18 protein-coding genes and 1 CRISPR repeat array (1 of these 19 running past the window's edge) are annotated in these 18952 nt (G+C 66.7%); all 18 genes read right to left on the bottom strand.

Going from position 1 to position 18952, the window contains the following annotated elements:
- Positions 1-26: 26 nt before the first annotated feature.
- The 18 genes from gspN to ABD719_RS14760 all read right to left on the bottom strand — a co-directional run bounded on the left by gspN (position 27) and on the right by ABD719_RS14760 (position 17941).
- Positions 27-752, bottom strand: coding sequence for a type II secretion system protein N (gene gspN / locus ABD719_RS14845; protein WP_344694158.1), 726 nt, complete (start codon positions 750-752; stop codon positions 27-29).
- Positions 749-1225, bottom strand: a complete 477-nt coding sequence (gspM, locus tag ABD719_RS14840) for a type II secretion system protein GspM (RefSeq protein WP_344694157.1) — start codon at positions 1223-1225, stop codon at positions 749-751. The genes gspN and gspM overlap by 4 nt, the downstream gene beginning before the upstream one ends.
- The gene (gene gspL / locus ABD719_RS14835; protein WP_344694156.1) at positions 1222-2307 is read right to left on the bottom strand and encodes a type II secretion system protein GspL; all 1086 of its coding nucleotides are present in this window, start codon (positions 2305-2307) and stop codon (positions 1222-1224) included. The genes gspM and gspL overlap by 4 nt, the downstream gene beginning before the upstream one ends.
- A complete protein-coding gene (gene gspK, locus ABD719_RS14830; protein ID WP_344694155.1) occupies positions 2304-3272 on the bottom strand; it encodes a type II secretion system minor pseudopilin GspK in 969 nt (322 codons plus the stop codon). Before gspK ends, gspL begins: the two co-directional genes overlap by 4 nt.
- On the bottom strand, positions 3262-3957 hold the full coding sequence (gspJ, locus tag ABD719_RS14825) for a type II secretion system minor pseudopilin GspJ (protein WP_344694154.1): 696 nt from the start codon (positions 3955-3957) through the stop codon (positions 3262-3264). The genes gspK and gspJ overlap by 11 nt, the downstream gene beginning before the upstream one ends.
- Entirely contained in the window at positions 3954-4346 is a 393-nt protein-coding gene (gspI, locus tag ABD719_RS14820; RefSeq protein WP_344694153.1) for a type II secretion system minor pseudopilin GspI, read from the bottom strand. The genes gspJ and gspI overlap by 4 nt, the downstream gene beginning before the upstream one ends.
- Entirely contained in the window at positions 4336-4818 is a 483-nt protein-coding gene (locus ABD719_RS14815; protein WP_344694152.1) for a GspH/FimT family pseudopilin, read from the bottom strand. Before ABD719_RS14815 ends, gspI begins: the two co-directional genes overlap by 11 nt.
- Positions 4793-5233 carry a type II secretion system major pseudopilin GspG gene (gene gspG / locus ABD719_RS14810; RefSeq protein WP_344694151.1) on the bottom strand — a complete coding sequence of 147 codons (441 nt, stop codon included), beginning with the start codon at positions 5231-5233 and terminating at the stop codon, positions 4793-4795. Before gspG ends, ABD719_RS14815 begins: the two co-directional genes overlap by 26 nt.
- A gap of 11 nt (positions 5234-5244) precedes the next feature.
- Complete coding sequence (gspF, locus tag ABD719_RS14805; RefSeq protein WP_344694150.1) at positions 5245-6468, bottom strand: type II secretion system inner membrane protein GspF; 1224 nt, start codon at positions 6466-6468, stop codon at positions 5245-5247.
- A gap of 2 nt (positions 6469-6470) precedes the next feature.
- Entirely contained in the window at positions 6471-8021 is a 1551-nt protein-coding gene (locus tag ABD719_RS14800; RefSeq protein ID WP_344694199.1) for a GspE/PulE family protein, read from the bottom strand.
- A 62-nt stretch (positions 8022-8083) separates the two neighbouring features.
- Positions 8084-10336 (bottom strand): type II secretion system secretin GspD, encoded by a 2253-nt coding sequence (gene gspD / locus ABD719_RS14795; RefSeq protein ID WP_344694149.1) that lies wholly within the window; start codon positions 10334-10336, stop codon positions 8084-8086.
- Positions 10333-11220 (bottom strand): type II secretion system protein N, encoded by an 888-nt coding sequence (locus ABD719_RS14790; protein WP_344694148.1) that lies wholly within the window; start codon positions 11218-11220, stop codon positions 10333-10335. The genes gspD and ABD719_RS14790 overlap by 4 nt, the downstream gene beginning before the upstream one ends.
- Positions 11221-11350: 130 nt before the next feature.
- Positions 11351-14074: a TonB-dependent receptor domain-containing protein gene (locus ABD719_RS14785; protein ID WP_344694147.1), complete on the bottom strand. Its 2724-nt coding sequence runs from the start codon at positions 14072-14074 to the stop codon at positions 11351-11353.
- A gap of 72 nt (positions 14075-14146) precedes the next feature.
- Complete coding sequence (locus ABD719_RS14780) at positions 14147-15718, bottom strand: hypothetical protein (RefSeq protein WP_344694146.1); 1572 nt, start codon at positions 15716-15718, stop codon at positions 14147-14149.
- A 213-nt stretch (positions 15719-15931) separates the two neighbouring features.
- Complete coding sequence (locus ABD719_RS14775) at positions 15932-16426, bottom strand: JAB domain-containing protein (RefSeq protein WP_344694145.1); 495 nt, start codon at positions 16424-16426, stop codon at positions 15932-15934.
- Between the two features lie 29 nt (positions 16427-16455).
- A complete protein-coding gene (locus tag ABD719_RS14770) occupies positions 16456-16956 on the bottom strand; it encodes a hypothetical protein (RefSeq protein WP_344694144.1) in 501 nt (166 codons plus the stop codon).
- Positions 16957-16993: 37 nt separating this feature from the next.
- On the bottom strand, positions 16994-17365 hold the full coding sequence (locus ABD719_RS14765; RefSeq protein ID WP_344694143.1) for a hypothetical protein: 372 nt from the start codon (positions 17363-17365) through the stop codon (positions 16994-16996).
- Positions 17366-17425: 60 nt separating this feature from the next.
- Positions 17426-17941 carry a helix-turn-helix domain-containing protein gene (locus tag ABD719_RS14760; protein ID WP_344694142.1) on the bottom strand — a complete coding sequence of 172 codons (516 nt, stop codon included), beginning with the start codon at positions 17939-17941 and terminating at the stop codon, positions 17426-17428.
- Positions 17942-18105: 164 nt separating this feature from the next.
- A CRISPR array of direct repeats spans positions 18106-18952; the repeat unit is 29 nt; unit sequence GGGCCTATCCCCGCGGGTGCGGGGGAACC (it continues 280 nt past the right edge of the window).

Genomic DNA, 18952 nt, shown 5'->3' with positions numbered 1-18952 from the left:
GGCAGCGACCCATGGACGTCAAGCGGTCAGAAGCGTCCATCGACCGAAAGAACATATCCGTCACCACCGCGAACGAAGCCCGAAGCCTCCAGCCGCGTCGCGACGGTAGGGTCGGTCGGTCGGATGGAGAGGTCGGCACGGTAACGGCCGTCTCCCCCGATCCGCAACGCAATCGCTTCGGTGCCTGCCGCGCTTGCCAGCGGCACCACCAGCGCACCCGCATCACAGCGCGCCTCGCCCGACACCGATGCGGGCACGCCGATTCCCGCCACTTCGCCGGCCAGCGCGGCACGCACGCGCCCCTCCGCCGCGACACAACGGTCATCCTCGAATCGCACCGTCACCCCGTCGAGATCGAGCGAGGTGACCGGCAATGGCTGGAACGCGCGGCCGGTGGCGATCCGGGCGGTCATCCCGTCGACGCCGTAACCATGACGGCTGACAAAGGCGGTGCCGGTCATCGGCGGCGCGCCGGCGCCACCGGAACCCGCCATCGCCACCGCCGCACGGCCGGCGAGGAGCGGCAAGGGTGACAGGCGAGCCGACACGTCGCCAAGCGCGAGATCGCCGAATCTCGCCTCGCGCAGAGTCGAACCCCAGATCGTACCGGTGACGGAGCGGGCCAGCAGCCCTGCCTCCCCCGCGCGCGCCCAACCGAGCACCAGCCGCATCGGCAGGAATACGACCAAGGCGATCAGCAGCATCGCACCGAACAATGCCGCCGGACCGGTGGCGAGCCGAATCCGGCTCATGCCGCACGCCGCCGCAGCATGATCCGGCCTGCGACGGTGCGGTCGCCGTTGTCGGTCAGTGTCGCACTCTCGACGACGATCCCGGCACGCTCCAGTCGGGCCAGCCACGCCGTCAACGCCGCCCCGCGGGCGGACTGGATCGATACGCTGACGCCGTCATTGCCGGCGGGATCGAGACTGGCGAGCGGGAAACCCGCCTGCTCCGCCCGGGCCCGTACGGCATCCGCCAGCGATCCGGTCAGCAACGGCACGCGTGCCGCCCGCGCGTCGCGCAGTGCGTCCACCCGCGCCGACGTCTCGCCGTATCGCACGACTGCGGCGGCATGGCGTTCGCGCGCACCGGCCATCGCATCGCCCAGCGGCCGCAGGATCAGGCTCCAGACGATCGTGACGATCGCCAGTCCCGCCATCACCAGCAGCAGACGCTTCTCACGTGGGGAACGTCCCCCGAACCAGCTTCGCAGGGCCATCATCGCACGCTCACCGTCAATTCGCCGCTGACACGCCCGCCGGCGGACTGGAACACGCTGGCGCGAACGGTAAATCCTGCCGCCTCCAGCGCACGTTTCAGGTCGGTCGCCAACGCTTCACGCTCGGTCGATACGGTCAGCCGCAGATCGCCATTAGGGGTGAAGTCGATCGCGGTCACCTCGGCCCCCGGCACGCCGCGCACGGCAGCGAAGGCCGCGGCGACCGTGGTGGAGAAGCCCAGCCCCGGCCCGATCACCCGGCCGCTGCGTTCGCCCAACTGGCGATCGGCGTCGGTCACCGTTTCGCCACGGGGCAGGCCGGTGGCGGCGAGGGCATCGGCGCGCGCTTCCAGCGCGTCCGCCGCAAAACTGTATTTCGCCACCCGCACCAGCGAGATCGCGAACGTCACGCCCAGAATGGCGGCACCCAGCGCCGCGAGCCGCCGGATCAACCGCCAGTCGATCGCGAAGCGCCGGCGCCGGGCGAACGGCCCCTGCCGCAGATCGAGTGCCGGCGATGCCGCTGCGGCCGCCAGCGCAGCATCCAGCGGTTCACGATCGATCGGGGTCAGCGGTTCACCCCGCGTGACCAGCGCGGTCAGCGGCACCTCGTCGGCGAACCCGCTGGTCCGCCCGCGTACCAATGCCTGTCCCGCGACGGTAGCCTGGACGAACCCGTCTTCGGGCCGGGGCAGCAACAGCGGTGCAGGTACCAGTGCGACCGGATCGACGCCCGCCCGCGCCAGTATCTCCAGCCAGTCGCGCATCGCCGCCGCGCCGACCACCGCGATCGCCCGATCGCTGCCGTCGCCACGCCCTTCCGCCTCGCCGACCGCGACGTGAAGTTCGCCGGGCGGGGCGGCGCTCGCCTCCGTCGCCAGGATACGAGCGGCAGCGGCGGCCTGCGCAGTGGAGCGTGCAGGCAGATCGGCCCAGTGCAGCGTCACCGCATCGCCGGGCACGACCGCGACCACCGGCTCGTCACCGGCAGGAATCCCCTCGCCACGCGCCAGCAATCCTGCGTCACCGAAGCGCATCCAGCGGAAACCGGCATCACCGGCAGGAAGAAACAACAAGGTGGTCACGTGTCTTCCCCCCATTGCCGTGCCACGAGCCGTACGGGAAGAGTGGTTGCGTCGATCAATGCACGTTCTTCCAGTTGAGCGCCGGGAATATCCACGTCGATCGCCAGAGCGAACCAGCTGGTGCTGCTGCTCGTCTGGCTGATGGCATCGGCCGGTTGTGCCACCCCCTGCCACAGTTGGGCGGGATTACCCCATCCCTGGGGCGGCCGGCGCAGCAGTAATTGCCGGGCAGCATCGACCGACAGGATATCGGGGGCCATCATCGCCAGCAGCGGCGCCTGTTCGGGGAGCAGCGTGTTGACGTTGATCGTCGAGGGCCGCGGGATCGGCAATGTGCAGACCCAGGGCCGGAGCTGTGTGTAGATATCCGGCGTCATCCCCGCGATGGCGCGCAACTCGCTGGGATCGGCCATCAGCGTGCCCGAAGTGCGGTACCCGACCTGCTGCCCGGTGTAGGCCCCATCCTCCGCCCCGTTGCCCTGCTGGTCGCCGTCACTGTCGATCCAGTCGGAGGCGCCGGCGGCGACCTGTTCGGCAACTTGCGGCGGAATACCCGTCAATTGCATTAAGCGGACGAATTGCACGCGCTGCATCGGGTAGCTGGCATAGACGCCGGGCGCGACTTGCGTAACGAGCCCGTTGAGATTGAAGCAGTTGCCGCCATCGCTGACGCGCGCGGTGGCGATCCCGCCGCCGGGCAGGGGAAGGCCGAACGGCCGCCCGCTCCACCCGCCGGCCAGCGTCACGCGCTGGCGGCTGGCCGACAGCAGTCCACCGATCTTCACCGCCGCCATCGCCTCCGCCGCCACCGCATAGGCACGTGCCTGTTCGGTGGCGGCGGCGTTACCGGCCAGGCGCGTCGACAGGCGCAGCTTTTCCAGCCCCGTCCCCGCCATCACCGCGATCACCGCGACCAGCATCAGGACGGTGAGCAACGCCGCGCCGCGTTCGCGATCAGCGCGCATTGGGGGTCGGTGTCGGACTGGGGGTGGCGGTACCGCTCGGCGAAGGATCGGGCTGCAGGGTGGCGCCATAACCTGTTCCCACGAGGAACATCGTGCGCCAACTGACGCCGTTCGCCCGGTCGATCGTCATTTCCACTGCCTGCGGCAAGGGCACGCCCCCCGCCCCGTCCCACCGGTCGCTCCATGCACCGGCATAACGATAGCGCAGACGAAGCGCCTGCACGCCAGCCAGCATCGGCACCGGCGGCAACGGCGCGGCCCCGTCGATCTGGGGGTAGCCGCTGCGTACCAAGGCGTTGTCGACGATCTGCCAGCCGACCTTCTGTTCGGTCGCGCGCGGGGCGGCATCGATATTGGTCCAGCCACCGCGTACCAGCATGAGCGTGCCAGCCTCACCGATAAAGGCGGGGCGCAGCGTACCGCCCTCGTCGCGGGCGGCACGTGGCATTGCCTGAGCCAAGTCAGCCGACAGCGCCGATACCGTCCGGGCCAGCGCCGATCCGTCGTCGAGTCGCGCAGCGGTGGCAGCTTGCGCACGGATGCTGAACGACAGGATCGCGACACCCGCCGCCGCGATCATGCCGAAGATCATCAGCGCGACCATCACCTCCACCAGCGTAAAGCCGTGTTCGCCGGAACGCTTGGAAGGGACCACGTCATGCCCGAAGGAACGTGACCGGGTCATGATGCCACCCCCACGACCGTCGCCGCACTGGGCGGGCGGACCATCATCACCCGGCCGACGATCTGTCCACGGCGATTGGCGACCGCCACGTCGATACGTACTACCGTCGCCTCGCCGGTCGACGATATCTGCCGGGTCCATTGCCAGGTGCGGCCACCGTTCACCTCAGTGCCGTTGCTACGGCCGGGTACCGGTGGCTGAGCCTCGGTCAGGGCATCGAGCGCCACGTTGCGGGCGACCATCTGGGCGGCCGTCGTCTCGTCGATCAGTCCGGCTCCGCGCACCGTCGCGCTTTCCAGCCGAACAAGCGCCAGCACCGCGAGGCTGAATACCGCCAGCGCGACCATGATCTCGATCAGGGTGAAGCCCCGCGCTGTGCTACTGCGCATCGGCACGCACCTCGCCGTCGGCGCCGATCCGGACCAGCGCACCCGCACCGCGCCGCGACAGACGGATATCGATGCTGCGATCGGCCACCCCGGTCGGGTCGAACGTCACCCGTGTCCGTCCACCGGCATCGGGCAGGACCGCACGCGTCTGATCCGACCAGCGCTCCACGCGCAACGGCTTATCCGCCACCGGCGTCCACGCCCCGCCAATGCGCCGGTCGAAACCATAGCCGCCACCGGTCACCCACAGGCTGACCGGCCGCGCCTCGACGATCGCGATGTCACGGGCGGCGCGGACGCGGGCGGCAAAGCGCAGCCCCTCGTCCAGCACCCGCCCACGCGGATCGGGCATCGCGAAGGCCACCACAGCGGATGCCAGACCGATGATCGTGATGACGACCATCAGCTCGACCAGCGTGAAGCCGGCCGTTCCTAAGGGATGCCGGCTATTGCCAGCTGCCGATATCGGCATTGGTCCCCTCGCCGCCTTCCTTGCCGTCCGCGCCGTAAGTCCAGACATCGGCTTCGCCATGCTGGCCGGGCGAGGCATACAGATATGGTCGGCCCCACGGGTCGTCGGGCAGCCGCTTCAGGTAACCGCCCTGCTGATAACGCGACGGATCGGCAAGCCCGGATGGCGCGGTGACCAGCGCCTGCAACCCCTGGGTCGTGGTCGGGAAATTGACGTTCTGCAGCTTGAACAGCTCCAGCCCGCCCTCGATCTGCGCGATATCCGCCTTCGCCTTCTGGATGCGGGCGGTGTCGCCCGAAGGCAATACGTTGAGCGCGACGATCGTCGCCAGCAGGCCGATGATGACGATGACGACCATCAGTTCCACCAGCGTGAAGCCGTTCCGGATTGGCCGTTTCTTGTGATGGGTACGCATGAATTTCCTCTTCAACCTCCGGCCAGCGTGTTCAGCTGGAGGATGGGCAACAGGATAGATAGCACGATCGTGGCGACGATGCCGCCCATCACCACGATAATTGCAGGTTCCAGCAGCGACAGCGCGGTCGCGGTGAACCGGTCGAACTCGCGTTCCAGGTAGTCGGCGGCACGTTCCAGCATTTCGTCCAGTCGCCCCGCCGCTTCGCCCGAAGCGGCCAGATAGGTGAGCAGCGGTGGAAACACCCCGGCCCGGCGCATGGCGGCGGACAGGCTGCCACCACCCCGGATCGCATCGACGATATCATCGGAGGCGACACGCAACCGCCGGTTGTGGATCGTCCCGGCGGTCAGCGTCAGCCCGTCGAGGAGCGGCAGGCGGCTGGCCACCATCGTTCCCAACGTACGTGCCATCCGGGCCGCGTGAAGATCACGCAGCAACCGCCCGACCAGCGGCAGCTTCAACAACCGGGTGTCGAACGACAGCCGGATCGACGGCTCCTTGAGCAATCGCCACGTCGCGACCGCCGCCAGCACGATCGCGAGCAGCATCACCCACCACCAGCCGACGAGGAAATCGGACAGTGCGATCACCATCCGGGTCAACAGCGGCAATTCCTGTCCGACGGTATCGAACTGCTCCACCACCTGCGGCACGACAAACATCATCAGCGCGGTGACGACGCCGAGCGCCACCACCGCAAGGATGGCGGGATAGGCGAGTGCAGTGATGAGCTTGCCGCGAATTTCCGCCTGCCGTTCCAGCAGCGCGGCCAGCCGGTCGAGGATCGTCGGCAGCGTCCCCGAGCTTTCACCCGCCGCCACCATCGCACGGTATAGCGCCGGAAAGCTCTTCGGCTCGCGCGCCATCGAATCGGCGAGGCGCCGGCCCTCGACCACGCCGGCATGGACCAGCGCCACGATGCCGCGGACGCTTTCCTGCTCGGTCTGCTTGGTGATCGTGCGCAGCGACTCCTCCAGCGGCGACACGCGGTTAAGCGTCGCAAGCTGGCGGGTGAACAGCGTCAGCTGCTTCACGTTCATCTTTGCGCGGCCGATCTGGAGCCCGAACAGCGGCCGGCCCCGCGCGACCGGTGGCGATCCCGGCTCGATCCGCACCACGTACAGCTTCTGCCGGTCGAGCGCGGTACGCGCCGCATCGATATCCATAGCCGCGACATGGCCGCGCTTTTCCGCGCCGCGCGTATCGATCGCGATATAGTCGAAATCGGCCATGGTCAGGCGTGGGTCGCCATCGTCGGTTCGGTTAACGGCAGCGGCTCGACATCGGTCGCGTCACGTCGCGAAACCCGCACCGCTTCCTCGGGCGTGGTTAGCCCGGCGCGGACAAGATCACGCGCGGCCGTGGCCAGATCAGGATTGCGGCGGAACGCATGCGTCGCGATCGCGTGTTCGTCGCCGCCTTCGTTGATGAGGCGCCGAATCGTATCATCCACCCGCACCGCCTCGTACACGCCGATCCGGCCCTTGAAGCCGCTATGCCCGCATAGGTCGCAGCCTACGGGTGCGTAGACGATATCCGTCGGCGCTATCCCCATCAGCGAGGCGACACCACCTGCCGCCGGCACCGGCTTGCGGCACGACGGACACAGTCGCCGCACCAGTCGCTGGGCGACAACGGCGCGGAGCGTCGAGGCGAGCAGGAACGGCTCCACCTTCATGTCGCGCATTCGGGTGATCGCGCCGATCGCGTCGTTGGTATGGACGGTCGACAGCACCAGATGCCCGGTCAGCGACGCCTGCACTGCGATCTCCGCCGTCTCGCGATCGCGGATTTCGCCGACCATCACCACGTCGGGATCCTGACGCAGGATCGCGCGCAGCCCAGCGGCAAAGGTCAGCCCGACCTTGGGGTTCACCTGCGTCTGGCCGACGCCGTCCACCGCATATTCGACCGGGTCCTCCACGGTCAGGATATTACGACTGCCGTCGTTCAGCAGGCGAAGCGAGGCATAGAGGCTGGTCGTCTTGCCCGAGCCGGTCGGCCCGGTGACGAGGACGATGCCGTTGGGTTCAGCCAGCACCTCCTGCCAGATCGCCAACATGGCGGGCGGCATCCCCAGCGCATCGAGATCGATGCCGGCATTGTCCTTGTCGAGGATACGCAACACCACCCGCTCGCCCGCGCGGCTCGGCAGGGTCGAGACACGTACGTCGAGCAACTTGCCCCCCAGGGTCAGCCCCATCCGTCCGTCCTGCGGTACGCGGCGTTCGGCGATGTCGAGGCGCGCCATCACCTTGATACGGCTGACGACGACGGGGGCGACGTGCGGCGGCATCCTCATCGTCTCGCGCAGCACGCCGTCGATCCGCATCCGCACCACGAGGCCGCTTTCATACGGCTCGACATGGATGTCGGACACGCCGTTGCGCGTAGCGTCGGCGATGATGCCGTTGATGAGGCGGATCGCGGGGGCATCGTCGGCGGTATCGAGCAGATCCTCCGCCGTCGGCAGATCGCCCGCCAGCAGGTCGAGTTCGTCACCCATGCCGACCGCGGCCAGCGCGGTCGCCTGCCCGTCCATCGCATAGGCATCGGAAAGCAGCCGGTCGAACGCCGGCGCCTCGACCGCGACCACGTCGAACGGCCGCGCCAGATAACGCCGTACCTCCAGCAATGCCTTGGGATCGGCACCCTGCCGCAACGCCACCGTCAGCGGCCCCTCCGGTCCAGTCGACTGAACCACCACACCGAATTTACGCGCGAACCCGTAAGGCAGTGTCAGCTGTGGTACGACAACATCGCTCGCGCCCGTCGCTGTCGCCAGAACGGCCTCGGGCACGACGGGATCAACCGCCACCTGCTCCAGTTCGTTTCCCTGACGGATAATCACTTCCGTTCCGGCCGGATCGACATGGTGGATTGCGACTGCATGGGCACCGCGATCTTCGGGTCCTCAATATTGCCCGGCATCGGTGACGACGGGATCGGCGGCGCGGCATTCATGTAATCACGCACGAGCTGATCGATCGAAGGTTCCACGCCCGGTTGAGCATAACCCTGCACCGCGCGCAGATAGCCGTAACGCTGTTCGGTCACACGCCGGCTGTCGGCGGCGGTGCGCAGGATGGTCGGACGGATGAAGACCATCAGATTGGTCTTGGTCCGGCTACGCGCCTTCGACCGGAACAACGCGCCGATCCCGGGAATGTCGCCGAGCAGCGGAATCTTCTCGATCGTGCGCCGCTCATTGTCGTCCAGCAACCCGCCGATCACGGTGATCTGTCCGTCGTCGGGCGTAAAGACGTTCTCGAACGCGCGCTTGTTGAGGATCAGCTCGGAATTGCTGGCAGACACCGGTCCCGCGATCGAGCTTACCTCCAGCCGGACATAGAGTTTCAGCGAACCGCCTGCGTTCACCTGTGGCTTCACGTCGAGCTGGATGCCGACATTCTGGCGTTGCACGGTACGGAACGCATTGTCAAAATTGTTCGACAATGCCTGGCCCGTCGTCACCGGGATTTCCTGACCCACCAGGCTGTGCGCCTGCTGGTTGTCGAGGGTGATGATATGCGGCACCTGCAACAGGTTCGACGTGTTGTCGGATTTTACCGCATTGATGATCGCACCGAAGATGGTGTCGCCGATCTGCCCGCCCCAGCCGGCAAACCCGCCACTGGCGCCCAGGATCGAACTGATCGCAGACTGGGTCAACGCCGCCGACGCCGGGTCGGGCGTGCGCGTCGTGGTCCGGGTGCCGTCGCTGCCGACCACCGTCGTCTCGGTGCCACCGATGCTCCGCGATCCGATCGCACCGGCGATCGACAGGATGTTGGGCGCGGTATTGGTGAAGGTGGATGCCCCGAACGCCCCGCCCGACAGGCTGCCGACCAGAAACTGCGCGCCCAGCCGCTTCACCGTCGCGTCGGATACCTCGGCGATGATCGCCTCGATCAGCACCTGTTCGCGGCGCGTATCGAGCTGGCGGACCACCTCTGACAGCTGGCGCTGGATGTCGGAGGGTGCGGCGATGACGATCGCGTTGGCGCCCGTGAACCGCGTAACGACCGCCTGCACCCGACTGGCGGCGGAGGAGATCGGCGCCTGCTGCCCACCTGCGGTGGTCGAGCCACCGCCCCCGCCGCCCGATATCTGCGTCGGCGGCTGGATCGGCTGCGACCGCTGGCTGGTGAACCCGGAGCCGCCATTGCCGCCGTTGCTGTTGCTCTGCTGGAAATTGCCGCGCGACAGTGTGGTTTCCTGCACCGGATCGGGAGTCTGCCCGATAAGCTGCTGCAGCACGGGCAGAAGCTGCTCGGCATCGGCGTTTTCGAGGAACACGACACGGATGTCGGTGCCGTTGCGCGCCCTGCCGTCCAGGTCGATCGCCACCTGCGCCAGCCGCCCGACACTGGTGGGATCACCACGGAGTGCGACCGAGTTCGAGCTTTCGATCGCCACGACCGACACATTGCCGCCGCCGCCACCCGCGGGAACATTGCCACCCCCGCCGCCCGCCCCGACACCGCCACCCGCCAGCGATTGCAAGGCGGTGGCGATTTCGCGCGCGCTGGCGTTGCGCAGCGCGACCACGCGGGTCGCGGCGCTGTCGGTATCGATCCGGCGCAAGACCTCGCGTACGCGACGGATATTGTCGGCGAAGTCGACCACGACCAGGCTGTTGCCGCCGCGATTGGCGGTGACCGACCCTTGGGCACTGACCAGCGGCCGGACCGTCTCCACCGCACTCGCCGCGTCGATCGAGCGCAGGCGGACGATCTCGGTCACGAAACTGTTGCGCGCCGCACCCGCCGCGCCGATCCGGCTGGGTTGCGAGGCGGCATTGTCGATCGGCTGGATGCGCAGCGCACCGTTGCCCGTCGGCACCGCGACGAGCCCGTTGGCGCGCAACGTAGACAGGAATGCCTCGAAATATTCGGAACGCGACAACGGTCGGTCGGTGACTACCGTCACCTTGCCGGTCACCCTGGCATCGATGATGAAGGTGCGGCCAGTGACGCGCGCGGCATCGGCAATAAAAGCCCGGATATCCGCATCACGGACATTGAGCGTCGTCTGCGCCGCCACCGGAGCAGCAGCCACAGCGATCAGGGCGACGGGGGCAAGCGAGAAAGACTTCATCGGGATGGGGCCGCTATGGTGATGGCGAGCGGCAGCGTATTCTGGCCGCGCTCGACGGTGATGGGGATATTGCCGCCCCCGGAAAAATCGGAGGCGATCCGGTCCAGATCGCCCGGTCCCGATACGGGCCGCCCGGCGATCGAGGTGACGACATCGCCATCGCGCAGGCCGGCCTGTCGAAACAATTGCCCGCTACCCTGCGATCGGACGGTCAGCCCGCTGATCCGACCGCCGTCCAGTCGCGGAATGAAGCCAATCTCCTGACGAAGCTGCGCGACTGGTACGCTGCGGGCGCCTGCACCCGGTGGCGGCGGAGGGCCTTCCCTCCCCCGCCCCGGCATCGACGGACGGTCCATCGGAAGTCCGCTGCCGGCAGGCGATCCAGTACCCGACGACACGGACGAACTTGGCCCGGACTGGTCGAGAAACAGGTCTTCGTCGGCGCCACCCCGGTCGAGGGTGATATGGTCGAATGCCACCGCCTTCAGCCGGACGCCGGGCTGAATCTCGTCTCCAACCGCCACACTCTGTTGAACGCCATCCGGCCCGGCAACGATCGCCGAGCCACGCCCCGTCGCTTCGTCCAGCCGGATACCGAACAACGTCAATTGCAGCGCGGTAACCGTCGCCGGTCCGGTTGCGGTCTGTTGCAGACGGAAAAAGGGATCGAAACTGGTCAGCAGTGCGAGCGGCGATCCCGGAACCGTCACCCCCGCCGGCCGCCAGTCACCTAGCGGGCCGACCGGTGTCGCCAGCACCCACAACAGCCGGGCGGACTGGACTGCCAGCCCGGCCATCAGCGCAAGCTCCGCCACCGAGTAGACGTTCACCACGGACAGGCGACGCAATAGCCGCCGCGCGCGCGCATCGAGCTTCAATCGCATTGCTCGATCACCCTGCTGCCCACCCGCTCGCCATCAACCCGGTATCTAGCAGCGAACATGCATCATGCCGACAAAAAAGACACTTGCCGGCGACACGGACGGCGCAGCGGGGCGAACGTGATGCCGGTATCTAGAACTGGATGCTGGCACCCAGGCTGAACACCCGACCCAGACGGTAGCGATTGATGTCGACCTGCGCCCCGTCGAAGGACTGGAATTCGCGATAACCGGTTCCGGTCAGGTTTCGCGCCTCCGCCTTCAGTTCGACCTGCCGGTTCCCGATCGCGATGCCCTGGCGTGCGACCAGATCCAGCCGAATACCCGGCCGCTCGATCAGATCCGGCTGACGGATGCCGCCGCCGCCAGCGACCGGCCCCCGGTTGGTGACCCGGTTCGAGGCATAGTTGAACAACAGGGTCAGCTGGCTCAGGCTTTCCTTGTCCTCGATCCCCAGTTGCAGATTGACGAGGTGATCCGATTGCCCGGTCAATGGCGCTCCATCGCGGAACAACAGGTTGGATGGCAGCAGGACGGGGCTGAGTGCGCTCGACAACGGGCTGGCAACCGATTGGCTGTTCGCGCTGATTTCCGAATGCGTGTAGGTATAATTGACGATCGCGACGAGGCGTCGGGTCGCAAAAAAATCACCGCCGAACGTGTCGAGCGGCACGTATTTCAGGAACTCGACCTCACCGCCATACAAATTGGCGCGGGGCGCGTTGGCAAATCCGGTCTGAAGCGTGCTGCCGCCTGCCGGGAAGAACGCGACCGCCTCGATCGGATCGTCGATCCGCTTATAGAAGCCGGCCAGATTGAATCGCTGATCCTTGGCGAAATACCATTCGTAGCGCAACTCGCCGTTATATAGCTGGGAGTCTTTCAAAAACGGATTGCCGAAGAACAACCGGTCGCTCTCGAAATCCTGATAGAGCTGCGGCGCCAGTTCGCGAAATTGCGGGCGAGCCAGCGTCTTGGACATGTGTCCACGCAACTGCATGTCGGATGCGAAGTTCCAGGTGATCGTGACCGCAGGCAGCCAATAGGTGTTGTTCAACCGGGTCGAGGCAAGCGCCCCCACCGATTGGACCCGCTCGTTCGCCTTTTCCCAACGAATACCGGTCGTGGCGCGTAACCCGTCAACGATCTCGCCTTCGACCTGCGCATAGGCGCCATGGACCCGCAGGCTGGCATCATAGGCCGCCGCACCCTGCGCGGTCGACGTGTTCTGTAACGTTATCCCGTAAGTCTGGATCGCGAAATCGGAAAGCAGATAGTCCGGGCGCAACTGGATCGCCGGACCACTCAGCGCGCCGTTGTTGGGGCCGACGAAGCGGAACGTATATCGGCTCGAATCGCGGGTGGTATCCGTATAGGCATAGCCGATCGACAGGGCGAAGGGGCGGTCGAAATCAGCGTTCCAGGTCAGGTTCGCCTGCCCCGACAGCTGCCGCTCGTCCAGTTCGCTGAAGGCGATATCGGCGGTCTGCGGATTGCCACCGAGATTGTTGACGTAATCGCTGACGATCGGCGAATACTGGTAGGTGAAACCCCGTTCATAAGGGGAGTCGCGGCGAGTCTTTGCATAGGCGCCACGCGCATCGAGCGCGAACTGGTCGGACAGCTTGAATTCACCGACCAACTGCGTGTCGAACAGTTCACGTTCGAACCAGCTGGTGTTTTGCCGCATGATCTCCGGCACGCCACTGGGACCGGGAATGCCGAAATTGGCAAGGTTGCCGGCAGACAGGCGGCCCTGCTTGACGGTGTCGTGCAGATATAGGTTGGTCCAGCGGACCTTGTTCTCGCCCCATTCCGCCCCGAACCCCAACAGACCGTTCACGATCGCCCGGTTGTCGGTCAGTACCGTCTGAAAATCGCTGACCAGGCCACCATCGACGTCGTCGCTCAGCTGCTGGCGGATATCGCGGGTGCGCCAGCTATTGCTCATCGCTGCGGCGGCGATCACGCCGACGCGCACGCTGCCCAGATCGGCGGAGGTGCCGAAGCTGGCTTCCGCCGACCAGTTGGCCGGCAGCTGGTTGTTCTGCTGAAGCAGCGTCGTCTGCGCGTTGTTAAGTCCCGTGATCTGCGAGGAGGACGGCGAAGTGCCGTTGACACCCGCCTGACGGATGAAGCCGGGAACCTTGCGGACGCCGCTGTCGAACCCGGTCCAGTCGCGGCTGCCGCCGTCATAGACATAACCCAATTCGGACGTGGTCACCGTGTCCGCTGCCAGCGAGCCGCCGACCTGGAAAAACGTTTCCTTGGGGACGGCGCGCGTGGTGAGATTGATGACGCCACCGCCGAATTCGCCGCTGTAATTGACCGAATAGCTCTTCTGCACCAGCGCCGAGGCGACGACATTGGTCGGGAAGATGTCGAGGGGGACGACGCGACGCAGCGGCTCCGGGGAGGGCAGCGGCGAACCGTTCAGGAGGGACGAGGAATAACGATCACCCAGCCCGCGGACATAGACGAAGCCGTTGCCCACCACCGACAGGCCCGGCACGCGGGCCAGCGCACCGGCGATGTCACCCTCTCCCGTTCGCGCGATATCGGCGGTCGACAGCACGTTGACCACATCCGGCGTGGCCCGGACAATGTCGGGTATGTTGCGGCCGACGACGACGATGTCTTCGCTGTCCGCGCCGCCGGGCGTGGAGATTTCGATCGGCGGTGTGTTGTTGCCGCCGGGGGTGGCGCTGCGCAGGTCGGCGTCGTCGACCGGCTTGCCTGCCTGCGGCGACACGACGCCGCCCGATGGCGGTGAACCGGCCGGTGCCGACTGGGCCGCGACGGCAGCGGGCATCAGCATCGTCGTGCCGAGCAGGATGGTGGTAAAGGTCTTGGTCATGGCTGCCCCGGCAGTAAGAATGAGGGGCGGGCGGCCTCCCCCGGCCGCCCGCTGATCGTCACGGCAAGGATATCAGCCGGTCGGCAGCGCGGTACAGCTGCCGCTGGCCGAACCGAAGCTCGCGCGGTTGGAATTGCAGGTCCAGCCGGAGAACGCCGTGTCGCTCGGCCCACTGACCGCCCCGATGAAGGTCGTGTTGACGAAGAACGGATTGATCGTCGCCGCTGCGAACGCCGTCGTCGTCAGGGCGACACCAGCCGGCAGATAGCCGCTGGCGAGGACGCCGGTCGCCCGCGCCACGTTGTTGGTGCCGGCGTTGAAGATCGCCTCCTGCTCGGCGACCGTCACCGTCACGTCGTTGACGGTCGTGGTCGCGAACGGATTGGCACAGCTCATGACCACCGAATTGAAGACGGGGGCACCGAGATCGTCGAGTGCCGTGTTCGCCGGCCGGATCGTTGATTTGCCCTGACTGTCCAGACCGGCAACGATGTTGAGGCAGGCGGTCGGGCCGGTGACGATGCCGTTGATGAAGCGTGCGTCAGCACCGCCACGCAGGCGGATCACGGCATTGGTGGCGCCGGTCGTCGATACGAAGGTGAAGTTGGAGATGTTGTACCGCTGGCGGGGCAGCGCATCCTCGTTGTTGTTCGAGTCGATCTCGGTCGCGTAATTGTCGGTCTGGGTGCTGTTGGGCTTTTGCACGGCCAGCACGAACTGGGCGTAACCCTGCCAACCCACATCCGTGTCGAATGCGTCGTCATCAGCGCCGGTCATCGCCAGATATTTCAGGTTCGTACGACCACCGAAGATTTCGATGCCGTCGTCCGACGAATTGTGAATCTGCACGTGATCGATCGTCGTGCCCGAACCGGTACCACCCAGCGTCAGACCCTGCAGTTCGTTGTTCGCACTGATGACCGTACCCGAATAGCGGATCTGGACGTAGCGAACGGTACCCGAATTGTCGTCGGCGGTCGCACCACCGTACAGGGCGGTCGTGGTGCCTTCCACGATGTTCTCGCAACCGGCCGATCCGCCAGCGATCGTCTGGTTGCAGTTCGAGATCGGTGCACGGCCGGCCATGATGATCCCGCCCCACAGGCCCTGCGACTCGTCCGTCACGGTGCCGGTAAGATTGCCTTGCGCCGTAAAGATGATGGGCTGTGTCGCGGTGCCGACCGCGTTCATCTTCGAGCCACGGTTGACGACCAGGAAATCATTGCTGGCGTTGTCGGTATTGGCATAGACGATGACGCCGGGCTCGACCGTCAGCGTCGCGGCGGTGCCGCCCTGACGCTGGCCGTTGCCGCCGACGTCGATACCGACATCGACCTGGCCGTTAATCTCATAGGCGACGCCGGTCAGCTTGCGCAGGGTCAGGTCCGACGAGATGACGCGCGGCAGGCGACAAGCGCGGAATGCCCCCACGACGCCGCCATCGGCCAGCCCGGTCGGGCAGGATGCCGCGGGCGTACCCGGTGCTGTCGGCGTGCCGGTGGGGCTGCCGGTCGGCGTGGGCACGGGCACGACAGGAAAAGTCCCCTCGCCCGGCGAGGCGACGCTGTCGGCGCCGTCGCACGATGCGAGCAACATGCAGGCGGTGCCCGCCATCAGGATACGGCTCGCCTTGAAGCTGGCCATCGAATGAACTCCCTGTCGATCGTTGATTTGGCTGGGCGTGTGCCCGGGATCGACCTGGAACAGCCGCCGATCTCGCAACGCCGGTTAGGCGCGGTTCATGACGGTTGGATGCGACTTTCACGACTGATCGGTGACAATGAAATGACGATTCGGTGACGATCGTCGAAGGTCGACCCGTAACGGGACGAAACGACACGAATCCTCCGAAATGGATCAATCAACCATGGCGACGTCGATCCGGTGATGGCCGTCACGCGCGACGATCAGGTGGTCGTGAACTTCGATACCCAGACATTCCGCCGCCAGCGTCAGCCGGCGGGTGAAGCGTCGGTCGGCGGCACTCGGGGTCGGGTCGCCGCCGGGATGGTTGTGGACCAGCACGATCCCCGCCGCCGCCAGCGCCAGTGCCCGCACGATCACCACCCGGGGCTCCACAGCGATCGCCGCCGGACCGCCACGGGCCAGCACCTCCTCCGCAATCAGTTCGCGGCGGGCGTTGACGAAGAAGACCCGCAGTGCCTCCTCGCCATCGAACGCCATGCATTGGTGCAGATAGTGCAGCAGATCGTAGCGCGTCGCCACGATCGGCCGCCGCACCGCCCGCTCGCGCAGGGCCGCTAGCGCCGCCTGGCGATGCGCCACGATCAACGCCACCGCGCGGTCGTTACCCCGGACCAACGGCAGCAGCCGGGCAGGCGTTGCCGCCATCGTCGGTGCAATGCCACCGAACGCCGCGATCAGACGATATGCCCAATCCGCCGCGGCCGCGGGATCGACCAGCGCCAGAAGTTCGACCAGGATGGATCGTGCCCGTCCTGCCGCAGCCGCATCCGATGCCAGCGCGTCGCCAGCATCAACAGGATCAGCCCCGGATAGGCCGAGAAGAGATGCGCCGCCTGATACACGTTGGGCAGGATATCCGGCGCGATCGCCTTCGCCAGATGCCCGACGACGCCAAAGGCGTGCAACGCCGTCATCCATAACGGCCAGAACCGATCTGCACATAACGCGATGGCCATGAGCGCCGCCACGAGCAGACCATCGATGACGAGTACGCCATATTCGACTCCGATGAACCGCCCCGCCCTGCTGCCGCCCAAACCGATCGCCATTATCCAGGTGGCGACAGTCGCGACGATCAGCGCGGCGGCGGTCAGGCGTTCCGGCCCCCCGCCCCGCCATGCCGCATAGAGGCAGGCGACACCGAGCAGGCCATAAAAGAACAGAATGTGGATCATGGCCGACGATCGACCCACCGAGCGTCAGCCAGCCCCATCAGGCGGCGGCTACCAGCCGGACCACGTCCGATGCAGCCTGATCGCCCAGTCCCTTGACGAAATCGTGGCATTCGAACTGATCGCCATAGGCCAGGGTCAGCCCCTGTTCCTTGGCATAGGCGAGCAGCAGGCCGTGTGCCCGTGCCACCTTGCCGCGCGCATCGACCAACGCGGTGAAGGTCGCCGCCGCGGCATCCAGCACCCGCTGCGCCGCGATCGGCGAAGCACCGGCGCGAGCCAGTTCGTCGAGCAGATCGGCGGGAAGCCGGGCGCTCGACCGGGCGGCAAGGTCGATCTCCTGCTCCAGGCTGGTCAGTCGTGTCGCGATCTTGAAGGCAGCGGCAGGCGCAATGGTCATGGCGGTGGTCATGCGTGAAAAGCTCCGGTCCGGCACCCGCGAAGGACGGGGCCGATGAAGAATGCCGGCGCATCAGAACTTCAGCCCCCGGCTCGCTTCGACGAAGAAGCCAACCGCCGCGATCAGCAGAACGGTCAGCATCACCATCAGGGCGAGCCGCGCCGCGATCCCCAGATCGTTCCGCTGCCCCCTTCGGGTCGGGAACGGCAGCGGCATCCCCGCCTCGCGATCGAACGACAGGTCGCTCGCATCGGCAAGGCCGGTATCCGCCGGCTTTCCCGACTGGCCCGCAGTCTCCACACCAAGATACGATCGATCCCCTACCCTGCCCGGCGTACTAGTGCCCCAAGTACCAGCTGATGCCGGGTTTTCTTCCGGCGCCGGCGCGGCATCGCGCGCCACGACCAGCCGCGCCGCATCGATCGATCGCGCCACTCCCAGTGCGGCACGCGCGGCAGATAGATGATTCTTGACCGTCAGATCGGAAATACCGAGTTCGCGTCCGATCTCCTTTGCCTCCCACCCCCGCGCGACGAGGCGGAGACATTGCAATTGTCGGGGGCTCAGGCCGGCTGACCGGTCATCCATCGGGTAAATGCTCATCGGGCGGAAGCCGCCGCATAACCTCACCATAGTGGATGTGAGTATCGAGATTCGGTCCATTTCGGCGGGATACGGAAATGAAAGAGGGAGGTGTCGGTCCGCGGGTGCGGGGGAACCCGATCGGGTGGGCGTGGCGGCCGGCATGTGGAGGGCCTATCCCCGCGGGTGCGGGGGAACCAGGCACGGGTGATCGAGGCCAGCCTTGGCACGGGGCCTATCCCCGCGGGTGCGGGGGAACCTCGGCGCGCTCAACCAGGATGGTCGATATTGGGGGCCTATCCCCGCGGGTGCGGGGGAACCCCTCACATTCCGGGAAGGGTGGCAGTCATCGCGGGCCTATCCCCGCGGGTGCGGGGGAACCCCGATACACGCGGCCCCGACGGCCGGTGTGGTGGGCCTATCCCCGCGGGTGCGGGGGAACCAGGCCGGCGACGCCTTCGCTGCTGCCGATCAAGGGCCTATCCCCGCGGGTGCGGGGGAACCTCCGTGGCCTCAAATTCTCGCTTGCCCCGGAAGGGCCTATCCCCGCGGGTGCGGGGGAACCGCACCGATCGCCCGCACCAATTCCTCCAGGGCGGGCCTATCCCCGCGGGTGCGGGGGAACCCGCGCCTCAATGACCTCGCTTTCGTCGAGATAGGGCCTATCCCCGCGGGTGCGGGGGAACCGCAACGTCACGCTCGTCCTCATGCCCCTCCGCGGGCCTATCCCCGCGGGTGCGGGGGAACCTACGCTTCCCTGACCATGGCGGCGATGTGGAAGGGCCTATCCCCGCGGGTGCGGGGGAACCATGGCGTAATTCAGCGTCACCGCCGCGAAACCGGGCCTATCCCCGCGGGTGCGGGGGAACCGCCACGCCGCCGAGTGCCGGCAACGCGCTCGGGGGCCTATCCCCGCGGGTGCGGGGGAACCCAGAAACTCAACCATATCGGGGCTGATGCCTCGGGCCTATCCCCGCGGGTGCGGGGGAACCTTCAGTAATCTGATGCGGTGACAGC

The organism is Sphingomonas cynarae (genome assembly GCF_039537815.1).
GTDB lineage: Bacteria > Pseudomonadota > Alphaproteobacteria > Sphingomonadales > Sphingomonadaceae > Sphingomonas > Sphingomonas cynarae.
This window is presented reverse-complemented; position numbering and strand designations above follow the sequence as displayed.

What these genes read in the sequence shown, in the direction of transcription:
- gspG (WP_344694151.1), bottom strand. Translation starts at nt 5,233, where the DNA reads ATGCGTACCCATCACAAGAAACGGCCAATCCGGAACGGCTTCACGCTG.
- ABD719_RS14775 (WP_344694145.1), bottom strand. Translation starts at nt 16,426, where the DNA reads ATGGCGGCAACGCCTGCCCGGCTGCTGCCGTTGGTCCGGGGTAACGAC.
- gspF (WP_344694150.1), bottom strand. Translation starts at nt 6,468, where the DNA reads ATGGCCGATTTCGACTATATCGCGATCGATACGCGCGGCGCGGAAAAG.
- ABD719_RS14815 (WP_344694152.1), bottom strand. Translation starts at nt 4,818, where the DNA reads ATGCCGATATCGGCAGCTGGCAATAGCCGGCATCCCTTAGGAACGGCC.
- gspJ (WP_344694154.1), bottom strand. Translation starts at nt 3,957, where the DNA reads ATGACCCGGTCACGTTCCTTCGGGCATGACGTGGTCCCTTCCAAGCGT.
- gspN (WP_344694158.1), bottom strand. Translation starts at nt 752, where the DNA reads ATGAGCCGGATTCGGCTCGCCACCGGTCCGGCGGCATTGTTCGGTGCG.
- ABD719_RS14790 (WP_344694148.1), bottom strand. Translation starts at nt 11,220, where the DNA reads ATGCGATTGAAGCTCGATGCGCGCGCGCGGCGGCTATTGCGTCGCCTG.
- ABD719_RS14785 (WP_344694147.1), bottom strand. Translation starts at nt 14,074, where the DNA reads ATGACCAAGACCTTTACCACCATCCTGCTCGGCACGACGATGCTGATG.
- gspK (WP_344694155.1), bottom strand. Translation starts at nt 3,272, where the DNA reads ATGCGCGCTGATCGCGAACGCGGCGCGGCGTTGCTCACCGTCCTGATG.
- ABD719_RS14770 (WP_344694144.1), bottom strand. Translation starts at nt 16,956, where the DNA reads ATGATCCACATTCTGTTCTTTTATGGCCTGCTCGGTGTCGCCTGCCTC.
- gspI (WP_344694153.1), bottom strand. Translation starts at nt 4,346, where the DNA reads ATGCGCAGTAGCACAGCGCGGGGCTTCACCCTGATCGAGATCATGGTC.
- ABD719_RS14765 (WP_344694143.1), bottom strand. Translation starts at nt 17,365, where the DNA reads ATGACCACCGCCATGACCATTGCGCCTGCCGCTGCCTTCAAGATCGCG.
- gspD (WP_344694149.1), bottom strand. Translation starts at nt 10,336, where the DNA reads ATGAAGTCTTTCTCGCTTGCCCCCGTCGCCCTGATCGCTGTGGCTGCT.
- gspM (WP_344694157.1), bottom strand. Translation starts at nt 1,225, where the DNA reads ATGATGGCCCTGCGAAGCTGGTTCGGGGGACGTTCCCCACGTGAGAAG.
- ABD719_RS14760 (WP_344694142.1), bottom strand. Translation starts at nt 17,941, where the DNA reads ATGGATGACCGGTCAGCCGGCCTGAGCCCCCGACAATTGCAATGTCTC.
- ABD719_RS14780 (WP_344694146.1), bottom strand. Translation starts at nt 15,718, where the DNA reads ATGGCCAGCTTCAAGGCGAGCCGTATCCTGATGGCGGGCACCGCCTGC.